At 38.0% G+C, this 13,718-nt stretch carries 14 protein-coding genes and 1 pseudogene; 8 read left to right on the top strand and 7 right to left on the bottom strand.

From position 1 onward, the window contains the following. Positions 1-43 precede the first annotated feature (43 nt). Positions 44-280 carry a hypothetical protein gene (locus tag IPO27_13195; protein MBK8847440.1) on the top strand — a complete coding sequence of 79 codons (237 nt, stop codon included), beginning with the start codon at positions 44-46 and terminating at the stop codon, positions 278-280. 82 nt (positions 281-362) lie between these two features. Here IPO27_13195 and IPO27_13190 read toward each other — a convergent pair whose 3' ends face one another. The 4 genes from IPO27_13190 to IPO27_13175 form a co-directional block, all read right to left on the bottom strand. Beyond that, complete coding sequence (locus IPO27_13190) at positions 363-776, bottom strand: hypothetical protein (GenBank protein MBK8847439.1); 414 nt, start codon at positions 774-776, stop codon at positions 363-365. Positions 777-781: 5 nt separating this feature from the next. Further along, positions 782-1,429, bottom strand: a complete 648-nt coding sequence (locus IPO27_13185; GenBank protein MBK8847438.1) for an orotate phosphoribosyltransferase — start codon at positions 1,427-1,429, stop codon at positions 782-784. Positions 1,430-1,437: 8 nt separating this feature from the next. Beyond that, positions 1,438-2,151 carry an RDD family protein gene (locus IPO27_13180; GenBank protein MBK8847437.1) on the bottom strand — a complete coding sequence of 238 codons (714 nt, stop codon included), beginning with the start codon at positions 2,149-2,151 and terminating at the stop codon, positions 1,438-1,440. 125 nt (positions 2,152-2,276) lie between these two features. Next, positions 2,277-3,926, bottom strand: a complete 1,650-nt coding sequence (locus tag IPO27_13175) for an N-acetylmuramoyl-L-alanine amidase (protein MBK8847436.1) — start codon at positions 3,924-3,926, stop codon at positions 2,277-2,279. A 187-nt stretch (positions 3,927-4,113) separates the two neighbouring features. On the opposite strand from IPO27_13175, the gene IPO27_13170 reads away from it, so the two are divergent. From IPO27_13170 to IPO27_13140, 7 genes and pseudogenes are all read left to right on the top strand, one after another. Beyond that, positions 4,114-4,395 carry a hypothetical protein gene (locus IPO27_13170; GenBank protein ID MBK8847435.1) on the top strand — a complete coding sequence of 94 codons (282 nt, stop codon included), beginning with the start codon at positions 4,114-4,116 and terminating at the stop codon, positions 4,393-4,395. After that, positions 4,341-4,751 (top strand): hypothetical protein, encoded by a 411-nt coding sequence (locus IPO27_13165; GenBank protein ID MBK8847434.1) that lies wholly within the window; start codon positions 4,341-4,343, stop codon positions 4,749-4,751. Before IPO27_13170 ends, IPO27_13165 begins: the two co-directional genes overlap by 55 nt. Continuing rightward, on the top strand, positions 4,699-6,297 hold the full coding sequence (locus IPO27_13160; protein ID MBK8847433.1) for a hypothetical protein: 1,599 nt from the start codon (positions 4,699-4,701) through the stop codon (positions 6,295-6,297). The genes IPO27_13165 and IPO27_13160 overlap by 53 nt, the downstream gene beginning before the upstream one ends. Beyond that, positions 6,294-6,554, top strand: coding sequence for a hypothetical protein (locus IPO27_13155; GenBank protein ID MBK8847432.1), 261 nt, complete (start codon positions 6,294-6,296; stop codon positions 6,552-6,554). The genes IPO27_13160 and IPO27_13155 overlap by 4 nt, the downstream gene beginning before the upstream one ends. A gap of 571 nt (positions 6,555-7,125) precedes the next feature. After that, positions 7,126-8,764: pseudogene (rho, locus tag IPO27_13150) on the top strand (transcription termination factor Rho). A gap of 435 nt (positions 8,765-9,199) precedes the next feature. After that, positions 9,200-9,664, top strand: a complete 465-nt coding sequence (locus IPO27_13145; GenBank protein ID MBK8847431.1) for a MarR family transcriptional regulator — start codon at positions 9,200-9,202, stop codon at positions 9,662-9,664. A gap of 11 nt (positions 9,665-9,675) precedes the next feature. Continuing rightward, on the top strand, positions 9,676-10,203 hold the full coding sequence (locus IPO27_13140; protein MBK8847430.1) for a hypothetical protein: 528 nt from the start codon (positions 9,676-9,678) through the stop codon (positions 10,201-10,203). A gap of 340 nt (positions 10,204-10,543) precedes the next feature. Here IPO27_13140 and IPO27_13135 read toward each other — a convergent pair whose 3' ends face one another. The 3 genes from IPO27_13135 to IPO27_13125 are packed head-to-tail and all read right to left on the bottom strand — an operon-like array spanning position 10,544 to position 13,564. Then, a complete protein-coding gene (locus tag IPO27_13135) occupies positions 10,544-11,224 on the bottom strand; it encodes an ABC transporter ATP-binding protein (GenBank protein ID MBK8847429.1) in 681 nt (226 codons plus the stop codon). Between the two features lies 1 nt (position 11,225). Further along, the gene (locus tag IPO27_13130) at positions 11,226-12,485 is read right to left on the bottom strand and encodes an ABC transporter permease (GenBank protein MBK8847428.1); all 1,260 of its coding nucleotides are present in this window, start codon (positions 12,483-12,485) and stop codon (positions 11,226-11,228) included. After that, the gene (locus tag IPO27_13125) at positions 12,482-13,564 is read right to left on the bottom strand and encodes an efflux RND transporter periplasmic adaptor subunit (GenBank protein MBK8847427.1); all 1,083 of its coding nucleotides are present in this window, start codon (positions 13,562-13,564) and stop codon (positions 12,482-12,484) included. The genes IPO27_13130 and IPO27_13125 overlap by 4 nt, the downstream gene beginning before the upstream one ends. Between the last annotated feature and the right edge of the window lie 154 nt (positions 13,565-13,718).

The following is a 13,718-nucleotide window of genomic DNA, read 5'->3' as shown; positions in this document are numbered from 1 at the left end:
TCACTAATGCACTTTGAAAAATACACGCAACGTGGGTTGGTAGGTGGATGACGAAAAAATTATTTACCTTTTAAACCAAAAAATGAAACTACAAGAAAAACCCATCATACAAAACGCAAGTTACCGTAGCGGGGATTTACGGGTGCATTGGCCGAGCAATAATGTTTTGAAAAATCAAATTGAAAGTGAAAAATCAATATTTCAAATGCAATTTTTGAAATTATCCGATACGAATATGTGGTTGGTGAAAACACCAAACCACAAGCAGCATGTGGAATAAAAAGTAGAACATCCGTCTTGCAAATGAGGACGAGCAAGGTATAATCAAATCGTCTTGTAGTCGAGTGATAGTAGCACTGCTATTATTCAGTGCCGTTTTCAATAACCTTTTTGCAATTGTAAGCTAATGTGTTTACTAAATTAGTAAGGGGTTGCGTTGCCAGTATTTTCATCATCATGTTCAGGTCGGCTTGCATTACAAGTTGTAACTGACACTGTATACCTTCGCTCATTTCCGAAATTTTGCAATCAAGATCAAGGTAAAAAGGTGCTTTGGTTTTAACTAGCTTAATTAAATTGAACGGCATACGTTCAGTAATTACCAAACCTATACTAGCCATGTTTTTTATACTGAAACTACCTTCATTATGGTTCGATTGCCAATCTTCTACCTGATCGGGCATTATCATCTGGTAATTATTAAAATTACATAAAAACTCATAAACCCGAGCTGCAGGGGCATCAATGAGCACGCTATCACTTGTTATGTTAGTCATAATTATTAAACAGGATTTCTACCCCATTCCTGAGGATTAATGCGCCATTGCTGTAAGATGGTTAACTGATTAGGTTTGATATATTTTTTAGCTATGGCTTCTTCTATAAGAACATCGTAATTGCTAAGCGAGTAAAACTGACAATTTGCATTTTTAAATGCTTCGTTGGCTTCTTCAAACCCATACGTAAAAATAGATACCAGGCCTTTAACAACCACACCTGCTTTTCGTAACTCTTCTATTGCTGCTATGCTGCTTTTACCTGTGCTTACCAAATCTTCAACTACCACGCACGACTGATTTTTTTCATAGCCTCCTTCAATCAGATTTTTAAGGCCATGATCTTTACTGGCACTTCTCACATAACAGAAAGGTAAGCCCAATGCTTCGGCAACAAGCACACCCGGTGCTATGGCTGCTGTAGCTACTCCGGCAATTAGGTCAGGTTTGCCAAATTTACTTTCTATGAGTTTTGCAAATGATTGCCTTACATGTGTGCGAATTCGTGGATACCCTAAGGATAATCTATTATCACAATAGATGGGCGATTTCCATCCGGATGCCCACGTAAAAGGATCTTCGGGCTGTAGCTTAATGGCTTTAATTTGCAATAACTGTTCAGCTATTGTGTGAGCGGTATCTTTTTCTGTCATAAGTTTTATTAGTTTGAGACACTCATCATAAACTGGTAATCTTTAACCACCGTACGAAGAAACTCTTCGCGGTCGTTTTCAACTTTTACATTTAAAACCAAACTTACTTGTTCGCTTAATTGCTCCAGCAGTATGAAGTTTCTTCTTTTAAATGCATAATTAAATATCTTTTTTATTAGCAAGATATCATAGTCTGTTAAATTTGCTACTTCCTTATACGTAATATCATAGTCGGAATCAATTTCGGCAGCTATGTTAGTATTAATATTATATTTCTTGTTTAAACTAATAACGGCAGTGCCTGCAGCAATATCGCCCAACCGTTGGCCTTTGCCATTCATCAGTATCGTTACTACCGCTACTGAACCTCCCGACATAAAAATATCAATAATGCGGAACATCCATCGCATAAAAAAATTTGCAAAGGTTGCCGGTACACCATCTTTGCTTATTACTCTGATACGCGCAACCATTTTGCCTAATGTTTGTCCATCGAAGAGTACCTCGCACACAAGGCTGTATACCATGGCTGGCAGCCACAATGCAAATTGCGAAGCAGTGCTAAGGTCGCTATCAAAAAGTCCTTCAATAATATTATAAAGAATTAACCAGGCAACATAGAACAACAGGTCAAGAACAAAGGCACCAATGCGAGAACCTAAATTTGCTGCATCATAGCTTAAGGGCACATGCTGAGTAGTATGTATGGATACATTATTCACTTACCAAGGTTAATGATGCAAGTTAAATGATTTTTTTTTGAAGCAACAATTTAAATATTGATTTTGACTATGATGCCCAATTGGCTTTGCACATTTACGTAATGCGCAATTGTCGGTTAAATTAGTTATTTAAGCAAACCAGCCTCTTTTAAAGTAATGCGCTGTCCTTTGGCGTAAGGAGTTATAAACGCGTCTTCAAAACCGAGGTCATGTATTTGCTTAAGCATGTCTTGAGCATCTTTTAATTTAATAAAGTGACCAAGGGTATAACGTTTCATATTATTGTCGGCAAGTATAATACGCATGTCAGGAACTGAATTAAAACGTGCAAGCTCTTCTGCCGTAGGTTCTGTTTTGGCACCTATTTGAATGGTGTAGAACAAGTTCATATCCATTACTACGCCTTCTACAATATAATCTACAGGGGGCTTCATAGGTGCAGTAATGGTATGTTTATTCTTATCAGCCTTTTTAGCATCTTCTTTTGCTTTGTCCGATGCAGCTTTTTCAGCAGCTTTTAATTTTCGGTCAGCCTCGTCTTTAACCTTTAAGTCTGCCTGAGCTTTAGCTTTGCGGTCGGCTTCTTCCTTATCTTTTTTTAGCTTTTCGATTTTGGTATCTTCAATTTTCTTTTGTTCGGCTAACTGTTTGGCTTCATGCAACTTAAGGCTATCTTCTTTAGTTTTTCTGTTAATACTTACTTGCATGTTATGCTTGTCGAGACTGTCCTGCGTGGCTTTTTGCCTGGCCTTCCATGATATCATTGCATCATGCGCCTTGGTACTATCAGCTTTTTCTTTTGCCAATTTCACGCGCGCTTCCTCTTCCTTTTTCTTTTCAGCAGCTACTTTTTCTTCGGTTAGTTTTTTTTGATCTTCAATTGCTTTTTTTTCAATAACCTTCGTTGGTGTTTCTTCCGATTTTTTTGCAATTATGGTACTAGGTTGCACATTTTTTTCTTCGTTGCGCTCGTCTTGTGTTTTGTTTTCATAAGTTGTAACGGTTACCTTATTACCTGCCGCAGCATCACCTTCTTCCATGTCAATTTTATATTCTTTAAAGGCATTGAATAAGCAGGTAGCAAGCGTGAGCTGATTCTTATCGTTAATCATAAATTTTTCTTCGCGGGGGTTGGTAAGGAATCCGGTTTCTACAAGCACGCTGGGCATAGCTGTGCGCCATAGAACAACAAAGCCTGCTTCTTTTACTCCCCGGTCAAAACGCCCGGCCTTTTCGGTAAATTGATACTGTACCTTGCTCGCAAAAATGAGGCTCTTGTCGCGATACGTGTTTTGATACAGGTTGAAAATAATATTGCTTTCAGGCGAATTAGGGTCAAAGCCATCGTATTTGGTTTTGTAATCTTTTTCTAAAAGTACCGATTCGTTTTCACGTTTAGATACTGCCAGGTTATCTTCGCTCTTGTGCAATCCCATCACAAAGGTTTCGGTGCCATAGGCAACTTTGCTGCCACCATTACAATGTATACAGATAAATAAATCGGCCTTATTACGGTTGGCAATTTCTGCACGCTCATGCAATTCGACAAATACATCCGTCTTGCGGGTGTAAATTACTTTTACATCATCAATATTATCTTCAATGAGTTTGCCCAACTTTAAAGCAATTTTAAGGGCCACATCTTTTTCTTTACTGCTAGCGCCTTTGCACCCATGATCATGTCCACCGTGCCCGGCATCAATAACTACCGTTTTAATTTTATATCCTATCCGTCCAACTTGCTGCATAGATAACAGCATGGGCGACACCAACATTAAGATAATAACTAAGGTCTTTTTCACGTTTTGGATAATTTAAATTTAATTTGACAAAAATTTCAATTCGATTGCTCAGCGGAGAATCGCAAATATGATGAATCTTTATTACATTTTCCATACTTGGCAAGTACAAAGCAATATGTTTTTAAAGGTATGTTTGTTAATATTATTCCATGTTTTTTTTGTGGGAACAATCTATGCGCAACAAGACACTGCAACGGCTAAGGCAGATACAGTGAGCAAAGGAGATAGCATGCAAGTAAATATGTCGAGTGACTTGCAATCCAAAATAAAGTATACCTCATTCGATACCATCGACTTTGATATTGCAAATAACAAGGTATACTTGTATCGTAAAGCGCAAATCGATTACGAAGACATTACACTTAATGCAGATTGGATAGAGATAAATTGGAAAACAAGCACCATCTATGCCAAGGATTGCCTGATAGCAGTGGTAAAATAGTTGGAGTACCCGTGTTTAAACAGAATACAGATGAAGTTAAAGCAGCTACTATTTTATATAACTTCGAATCTAAGAAGGGCGAGATTTCGGGTATTGTGACCAGGCAGGGCGAAGGGTATATACTTGGCGATACAGTAATAAAAACAGCGGGCGATGATTACTTTATAAAGTCGGGTAGGTATACAACCTGCGATGCCGAGGAGCCTCATTTTTACATTAAATCAGATAAGTTGAAAGTGATAAAGAATAAGCAGGTAGTTACAGGGCCTGCTAATTTGTATATCGAAGGCATTCCCACTCCGCTTGCAATTCCCTTCGGATTTTTTCCAAATAAAAGGGCAGAAGTTCAGGTTTGATTTTCCTAAATACGGAGAATCGAACGAACTGGGATTTTTCTTTAAAGAAGGTGGCTTTTATTTTGGATTAAGCGATTACATTGATCTTGCCATAACAGGGGACATATACACGCTTGGCAGTTGGGCCGGCAGCATTGCTACCAATTATGCACTTAAATACAAATACAGCGGTAACTTTGATTTTAGCTACAGCCGCATAAGAGTAAGTGAGCCTGAGTTGCCCGATTATTCGCTTAACAAAAGTTTCTTTGTTAACTGGACGCATAGACAGGATGGAAAGGCAAGACCAAACTCATCTTTCAGTGCATCGGTGCGGGCGGGCAGTAGCAATTTTTATCAGGTAAATATTTCTACGCCTACCAACTTCTTGCAGAATACCTTTAATTCATCTATCAACTATTCGGTATTTAGCTCACGCAGGCCACTCAGTTTGGCTTTGGGTGCCAACCACTCTCAAAATACAATTACAAAAAAGGTTGATATTGCACTGCCAACAATTGCACTTACCTTAGGAGCTACGTATCCATTTAAACGTAATGATGCCATTGACAGAGAGCGTTGGTATGAAAAAATAAATTTTAGTTATACTTCGGCCGCTATTAATTCAATCGATACCTATGATTCGCTTTTGTTTAAAAAGGAAACATTGCAACAGATGCGCAATGGAGTGCAACACAGCATTCCTATTGTTACTACCATTAAGTTCTTGAAATATTTTAATCTGAATCCTTCGTTTAACTATACTCAATATTGGTATTTTAAATCGCTTGAAAAATCATGGAATAAAGATTCGGCAGTGGTTGATGAAAAAGCTATTGCAGGGTTCAACATAGCACACAGTTATCAGGCAGGTGCTGCCCTTAGCACTCGTATATATGGAACGCTGATGCATAGAAAAGGTTGGTTTGCCGGTATTCGTCATATTATGACACCATCAGTAGCATACACATTTCGCCCTGACTTTGGAGAATATAAATATGGTATTTACAGATATGTGCAAATAGATTCTATAGGAAATACGCAGTTATATAGCAAGTATCAAAACGGTCCATATGGAAGTCCGCAAGCAGGTAAATATGGCTTTGTAAGTATGGGCCTTGATAACAATTTTGAAATGAAAACACGTTATTATACCGATAGCAGTGGCATGGAGTATAAAAAGTTTCGCATACTTGAAAACCTTGGAATTAATACCGGCTATAACATGGCACTTGATAGCATGCAATGGTCACCCTTGTCTATAACTGCGCGCACCACCATTAAACAAATGGTTAATTTATATGCCAATGCAAATTATGATTTTTACGGTGCCGATTCTCTGGGCAGGCGTATTAAATACTTTCACAGTCAGGTAACCAAACAATGGCTGCGTTTTACCAATAGCAGCATGGGCTTATCTTTTACATTGAATAATCAATCATTTAAGAGCGAAGAGAAGCGTAAAGCTCAGGAGAAAAACAAACCGGTTGGCATAGTACCTATTATTTGGAGTGTTACAACTAACTATAACTTAGATATTGTGGTTGTGGCAAAAAGAAAGAATTGACACAAACGCTGAATTTCTCTAGCGATATAGGTCTTACTCCAACTTGGCGAATAAACTTAAGCAGTGGCTATGATTTTATTAATAGAGGGTTAACCTATACCTCGGTTGGATTTGCAAAAGACCTGCATTGTTGGGAGATGCGATTTAACTGGGTGCCCAGTGGTTTTCAACAAAGCTATTTTTTTTCTATCAATGTTAAGTCAAGCATGCTGCGTGACCTTAAGCTAGAAAAGAAAAACGATCAGTATGATCGTTAGATATTAATAGCCTGACAAAGGGCAATACTGCGATTATGGATATCATAAAGTTTAATTAAGCAGCATTTACCCAAAAAAAATTGCAAAATGTTTTGGTACTCTAAAATGATATACTATTATTGCAACCGATTTAACTCTCAATTCGGTTTCCTTTAATTACATTTTAACTGCAGGAAACTAAATCCAAAATTCAATTCCTATTGAAAATATAAATCAAAAAAGTATTTATTTAGTTCGTTTCGGGTTTTTATATCTTAAAGTTTATTTTTTTTAAGATGTACGAAGTAAATTAATGAGTGAAAAATTACTAAACAATAAAACTCGAATTAAGCCTGCATTAAAGGACTAAAAACAAAGCGTTATTTATTGATAAAATTGTGAGCATGAGGGTGGTACAGGAGCCACTCAAACCTTAGCCAAATTTTAAACTATTAAATCCATGACAATTAGTTATCAGCCTAAAGCAGCGTAGTAAGCAATAGCCTTAAAAAGCTAATCCTGTAAAAAATAAACGTTTTATTGTGTTTAAGCACAGCAATAAAAAAATAATCAGAAACATTAAAAAAGAATTATGTTAGAAAACGAAATTCAGGGAGACGAAGCCCCAAAGCGTAAGCGTGTTACAAAAAAAGAAGCCAAGGATCCTTCAGAGAAAAAACCAAGAACCCGCAAAGTGGTAGAGTCTGCGAGTGAGCCGGAAGCAGAAGCGGCAGCGCCCGATTTATTTGCCACGGCAACTATTGAGACAGAAGAGACCATAGCCAATACACCACCACCGGCTGTAGAATCAACAGAAGATGCTAATACAGATGCTAATAAACCCAGACAACGCCAACGCATAAGCGTGGCGCTTGAAAATATGGATGATGCGCCCCCGGCAACAACAGCCACAAACAATGTACAAAATAATGACGAGCCGAAACCGGCAGAAAGCAGCCGTTCGCTTATAAAGCCACCATCGCTTTCGCAGCCTGTGATTCAGTTAAATCAGCCACGAACCGAAATGCCACGAAGACCACCTTCTGATTTTCAGCCAAACAGCGGTGGTTATAATAGTCAGCGAGAGCGCAAAATTCATGAGATTAATACAGATATAGATGGAGCGGTAGCTGCCGAAGGAGCACTCGAAATAATGCCCGAAGGCTTTGGATTTTTGCGTAGTTCCGATTATAATTATCTGGCATCGCCCGATGATATCTATGTGAGTCAATCGCAAATTAAACTGTTCGGGTTAAAGACGGGAGATACCATAACGGGTATGGTGCGTCCACCACGCGAAGGCGAAAAATATTTTCCACTTATTAAAATTGAGCATATCAACGGACAGGAGCCTGCGTTTATACGCGATAGGGTGCCTTTTGAATATTTAACACCACTTTTTCCGCAGGAAAAATTTGATTTAAGTACAGGAGTAAAGTCTAACTCGACACGTGTGATGGACATGTTTACTCCAATAGGTAAGGGGCAACGCGGATTGATAGTGGCCCAACCAAAAACGGGTAAAACAGTGCTACTAAAAGATGTAGCAAATGCTATTGCAAAAAATCATCCGGAGTGCTACATGATTGTGTTATTGATAGACGAGCGTCCCGAAGAAGTTACTGATATGGCGCGAAGTGTGAATGCCGAAGTTATTGCATCCACGTTTGATGAGCCTGCGGATAGGCATGTGAAGGTTGCAAACATTGTCCTTGAAAAGGCCAAGCGCCTGGTAGAGTGCGGTCATGATGTGGTCATATTGCTTGACAGTATTACGCGCCTTGCGCGAGCTTACAATACGGTTGCACCTGCATCGGGAAAAGTGTTGTCGGGTGGGGTAGAAGCGAATGCACTGCATAAGCCTAAAAGATTTTTTGGTAGTGCACGCAAGATAGAAAATGGTGGCTCGCTAACCATACTGGCAACTGCATTGATTGATACAGGCTCGAAGAATGGATGAGGTTATTTTTGAAGAGTTTAAAGGAACCGGTAACATGGAGTTACAGCTCGATCGTAAGTTAGCTAACAAGAGGGTTTATCCTGCTATTGATTTGGTAGCAAGCAGCACAAGACGCGAAGATTTATTAATGCCAAGAGATATGTTGCAAAAAATGTGGGTGCTACGTAATCATCTTTCTGACATGAACCCAAGTGAGGCTATGGAATTTTTGCTCGATCGTATGAGAGGTACCAAGAGTAACGAAGAGTTTCTGGTGTCTATGAATGGTTAGAAATAGAAATGATTAAAGTAATTATTCTAGTATAATAATTGTAACTTGTAGTATATACAAAACATCTATTTGCGAATGCAGATGGATGTTTTTTTTTGGATAAATAAATTACAATGAATTGAAGAAGCTGATTGCATGCATAACACAAATTACAACCATAGCAAACGCACGTGAGCATGCGGCATTGCGGCAGGGATTGTAGTGGATACCCCGCAAACATTTTTTTTTGCCTTAGTGTAAAAAAAATAAAAAGCGATAAAAAAAATGTGAGGAGTAGGAACGTAAAGCCCGTGTGCCGCCCAAATAAGGGATATGTGAGATTGTATACAGGGTAAAAGTAAACAAGGTTGAAAATGGATTTGTTAATTTGGTATGCGGCATATTTTTTTTGCTTCGTTTTAATCAGCGTGATTATAGTACTACTTTTGCGCTCCTATGCAACTGGAAGACATAATAAAGACACGCGGTTTTGAGAATGACCATCACCGTGCGATTGTAAATTTAATGCAATTGAATTACGAATTGAAATTGCGTATGAAAACGGAATTAAAATTGCATGGACTTACGCTGGAGCAATTTAATATTCTGCGTATTTTAAATGGGCAATATGGTCATCCACTTAGTATAACCGAAATACAGAACAGGATGATTGAGCGAAGCAGTAATTGCTCGCGCATAGTTGACCGGCTTGAAACCAAGAGCCTGGTGTACAGGAAAAAGGATAGTACAGATAAAAGAAATATTGCTGTGTGTATTACGGCATCAGGTATGTTGAAGATTGATCAGGCGAGTAAAGCAATGAGGCGTATGGAAGGTGAGTTGCTTAAATTAAATGCTGCGGATGTAAACATGCTGAATGTGATTTTAGATAAGGCAAGAAATGTGTTGTATAAAAATTAATTTATAATTGAATGAAACATTTAATAGGGATAGCATTTTTGGTTGTACTGATGCAAGTGTGTGCGGCACAAGAAAAAAAGGAAAAAACCAAATCGCCATGGAAGGACAAAATTAGCGTAGGTGGTAATTTGGGTTTGCAGTTTGGAAACCCAACATTGATTGATGTATCGCCAACGTTGGGGTATAGGGTAAATGAAAAGTTTATGCCCGGTATAGGGGCAACGTATATTTACAACTCGTGGCGCGACTTTGATGGTAATAGAAGTCAGATTAGCGTTTATGGAGGACGATTATTTGCCAGATATATGGTGATTAGTAATCTGTTTTTGCATGGAGAATATGAGGTGCTTAATTTTCCCTTGTATGCCGATAATACCAGCCGGCAGTGGGTTCCGGCACTGCTGGTAGGTGGAGGGTATTCGCAACAAATAGGAAACCGATCGTCTGTAAATGTGATGATACTTTGGAATGTATTGCAGGATGGTACACGTCCTTCTTTGTATAACAATCCGATTATAAGGGTTGGGTTTAATTTATAGATGCAGGTAAAATATTGGCTTATCTACGAAGTATAATAATTTGTCGAAAAATATTTTTTGCGGCTCGCATGATTTCTCGTTTTATTTTAGTTTGGTTGTTTTTCGCTCAGTGTTAGCGGATTTTTTCAATTGAAACATTTAATATCACATTTTTTTTTCAATCAAGCTTTCCTTGTAAATTACAATTGCAGAACAGATAGATTGAATAAAAACTGAGCTGCATAATTATTTAGAAAAATAATTTGCTAAGCTCTTACTACCTAAATAAAAATAATTGCAAGCGATGGTTGCCCGCTAGATTCAATACTTGCCAACTAAGGTAGTAGCATTGCACTTGCTATTAATGCTTAATTATATTGCCATCTTCCATTTCGATAATACGATTTGTGCGCTCAGCAAATTCCATATCATGTGTTACTATCAATAATGATTGCTGAAGTTCGGCACATATCTCCTCAAAAATATTAAAAACAATTTGACTATTTTTTTTATCCAGGTTACCTGTTGGTTCATCGCCCATTATAATAATTGGATTATTGATTAGCGCTCGCGCAATGGCTACACGTTGTTTTTGACCTCCTGATAATTGGTTAGGCTTTTTAAGCGCTTCATTTTCAATCCCAAGTATTTTAAGCTTTTCGTAAGCATGGTGTTCTACTTCTTGTTCGGTTATGTTTCCAAATTTTAAGCCGGGCAACATTACATTGTGCAATACCGAAAACTCATTTAGTAGGTAATGGAACTGGAATACAAAACCAATTTTTTGATTCCTCACCATGGCAAGTTCGCTTTCTTTTTTATTACGCATGGCAATGCCATCAATGTATAGCTCACCTTCGTAGGCTGTATCCATAGTAGAGAGGATATAGAGTAAGGTTGATTTGCCGCAACCCGATTTGCCAATGATTGAAACAAAGTCGCCTTTGTTTATGCTGAAAGAAATTTCTTTCAGCACTTTTACCGAAACAGGGTCGTGAAAGTATTTGGTAATGTTTCGCGCTTCAAGTATTGGCCCACTCATATTATTTGCCGCGAATAATTATGACAGGATCAATCTTACTTGCCTTGCGCGAAGGAAAATATCCTGCCAGATACGTAGTAACAATGGAAAATGTTGCACCAATTATATAAAACTTTGGATTGTAATTGATGGGATACGTTTTTATCGAGGGTAATGAAGCCGTATTAAAAGGTATAAGGTCAATCATGTAAGAAACACCAAGACCAAAAAGCAACCCTGCAGCACCACCTGCTATACCTATAGAAGCAGCTATGGTTATGAAAATCTTGTTTACATCGCTTCCCGAAAATCCGGTGGCTTTCAAAATGGCAATTGAATCCATTTTTTCGTAAATCATCATATTCAGGATATTGTAAATTCCAAAACCGGCAACTATGAGTAACGTTATACCAACAGCATAGGATATCAATGTTCGCACAAAGCTTCCGGTTTCAAATTGCGAATTTGCTGTTTGAATGTCTATTGCATTCACATCAAATATCTTCTCAAATTCTTTTGAAACGGCTGGGGCCGTATTTATATCCTTCAGTTTAATCTGAATATCGGTAACATAATTTGACGACTCTCCAATTAGTTTTTGTGTAGTAGTTATTGAACAATAGCTCTGCACATTATCAAGATCGCGAAGCCCTGATTGAAAAAAGCCCACTACTTTTAACTTGAACTGTTCGCCACGAGAGGTAGTCACTTGCACGGCATCGCCTAACTGAACCAACATTTTTTCAGCTATACCGCTACCAAGAATTATGCTGTTGGGTGTGTTTTTTAAATCGATATAACTGCCCGCAACTACATAATCTTCAAATAAAAATAATTTGTTCTCAGCCTCCACATCTATACCATTAATTACTCCATTGAGGTCAGCCATTCCAACATTATAAAATATTTGCGTAGTAATTTTTGGTGCTACTCCCAACACGCGCGCATCTTTTGTTAATGCCGATGTAATGGCTGCGCTATTATATATTTCTAAGCGTTGTGTTCTTGGTTTTACCGAATTGATAAAATGATAGGCTCCTCTAAAAGCAGGTACTCTATCAATGGGCTGTTCTTCGGATGGTTTTATTTCATTGTACAAACGTATGTGTGGAGTTCGATTAAGAATAAGACCATCAAGTAAATCATTTAAGCCGGCCATAAAACTTAGCAGGCTTATAAACATGGTAATACTAAATGTTACCCCAATGGCTGCCACCATAGTTTGTCTCCATCTTGCCATTAATAGCGAAAAAGAAATGCGATATATCAGTTTGTACTTCACTGTGTGGGCTCTATAAGATAGTCGTCAGCTGTAATGCCTGATATAATTTCTGCCTTTTGATAATCCATTAATCCAGTTTTAACAGCTACTTTATCTCCATTACCCTTAATAACCATAGAATCGTTTATCAGATAGTTTCGTGGAATTAGTAATGCCTTCTCTTTGGAAGCAAGTACAATATTGGCTTCAAACGAAATGTTTGGATAGAGTAATGCGGGTTGCTCAATAAATTCAGCTTCTACCAAAAAAGTTTTGCTACGCTCATTCATAAGCGGGTTTACCTTTGTTACCTTGGCTTTAAATGCCTTTCCTTTATAACTATCTAAGGTTACAGCTACTTCCATACCTGTTTGAATTTTAAAAATATCAAATTCATCAACCTGCATCTCAAGTATAAATTCGCTTGCATTTCCAATTACACATAAAGGTGATTGAATACCTACCATTTCGCCTTTGGTTTTTGTAAGGCTGTATATAACTCCTTCAATTTCGCTTCGTACTATATAGTCATCGGTAATTTTGTTGGATATAGCGAGATTTTTTTTCGACTGATTTGAGTTAAAATTTAATTGTCTCTCAAGGTCTTTAAGTTTTACAATTGATGAGTAATATGTGTTTACCGCATTTTGAAATGCAAGCTCCTTTTGTTCGAGTTCAATGCGTGTACCTACTTGCTGTTCCCACAATGCCTTTTGTCGGTAGTACATAAGCGAGTCGCTTTTCATTTTCTTGAATGCAAAATCAACCATCAATTTTGCTTCGCTCAACTTGCCCTGATTAGCTTTAATGTCAGCAAATGCCGCAGTAAGTTCCGCGTTATCTTTATTTATGCGCTGTATATCATTTGCGATGGATAGTATGGGTGTGCCCACTTTTACGGTATCACCTTCTGACACAAATACTTGATTGATTATTCCGTTTACTGTAGAAAATGCCTGATATTGATTTTCACTCTTCACCACGCCCGATGCATAGATAGACTCTGTTATTGATTGAAAGGCGGGTTTTAATTTTTTAACCTTGCTGTTGCAGGAAATTATAAGGCAGGCAAACAGCATAACACTGATAGATTTAAACATGAGCCAAAACTCTGACATTTAATCTTGTAAAAAACTGACTTGTATCATAAATGGAATTGACCAATGTCAGCTCGCGGAAAACGAAAGGGCACATCGCAACATGTAACCAACCCTTATTCGAATCCCAACACCAATTACTACTCCTTATAATCGG

The organism is Bacteroidota bacterium (genome assembly GCA_016714535.1).
In the GTDB taxonomy this organism is placed as follows: domain Bacteria; phylum Bacteroidota; class Bacteroidia; order AKYH767-A; family OLB10; genus JADKFV01.
The sequence above is the reverse complement of the archived record's forward strand: the minus strand, read 5'-3'. Positions and strand labels throughout refer to the sequence as shown.

Bases quoted from the DNA above. Each gene is read 5' to 3' on its own strand.
- IPO27_13190 (MBK8847439.1), bottom strand. From the start codon at position 776: ATGACTAACATAACAAGTGATAGCGTGCTCATTGATGCCCCTGCAGCT.
- IPO27_13185 (MBK8847438.1), bottom strand. From the start codon at position 1,429: ATGACAGAAAAAGATACCGCTCACACAATAGCTGAACAGTTATTGCAA.
- IPO27_13175 (MBK8847436.1), bottom strand. From the start codon at position 3,926: ATGTTGGTGTCGCCCATGCTGTTATCTATGCAGCAAGTTGGACGGATA.
- IPO27_13145 (MBK8847431.1), top strand. From the start codon at position 9,200: ATGCAACTGGAAGACATAATAAAGACACGCGGTTTTGAGAATGACCAT.
- IPO27_13140 (MBK8847430.1), top strand. From the start codon at position 9,676: ATGAAACATTTAATAGGGATAGCATTTTTGGTTGTACTGATGCAAGTG.
- IPO27_13135 (MBK8847429.1), bottom strand. From the start codon at position 11,224: ATGAGTGGGCCAATACTTGAAGCGCGAAACATTACCAAATACTTTCAC.
- IPO27_13125 (MBK8847427.1), bottom strand. From the start codon at position 13,564: ATGTTTAAATCTATCAGTGTTATGCTGTTTGCCTGCCTTATAATTTCC.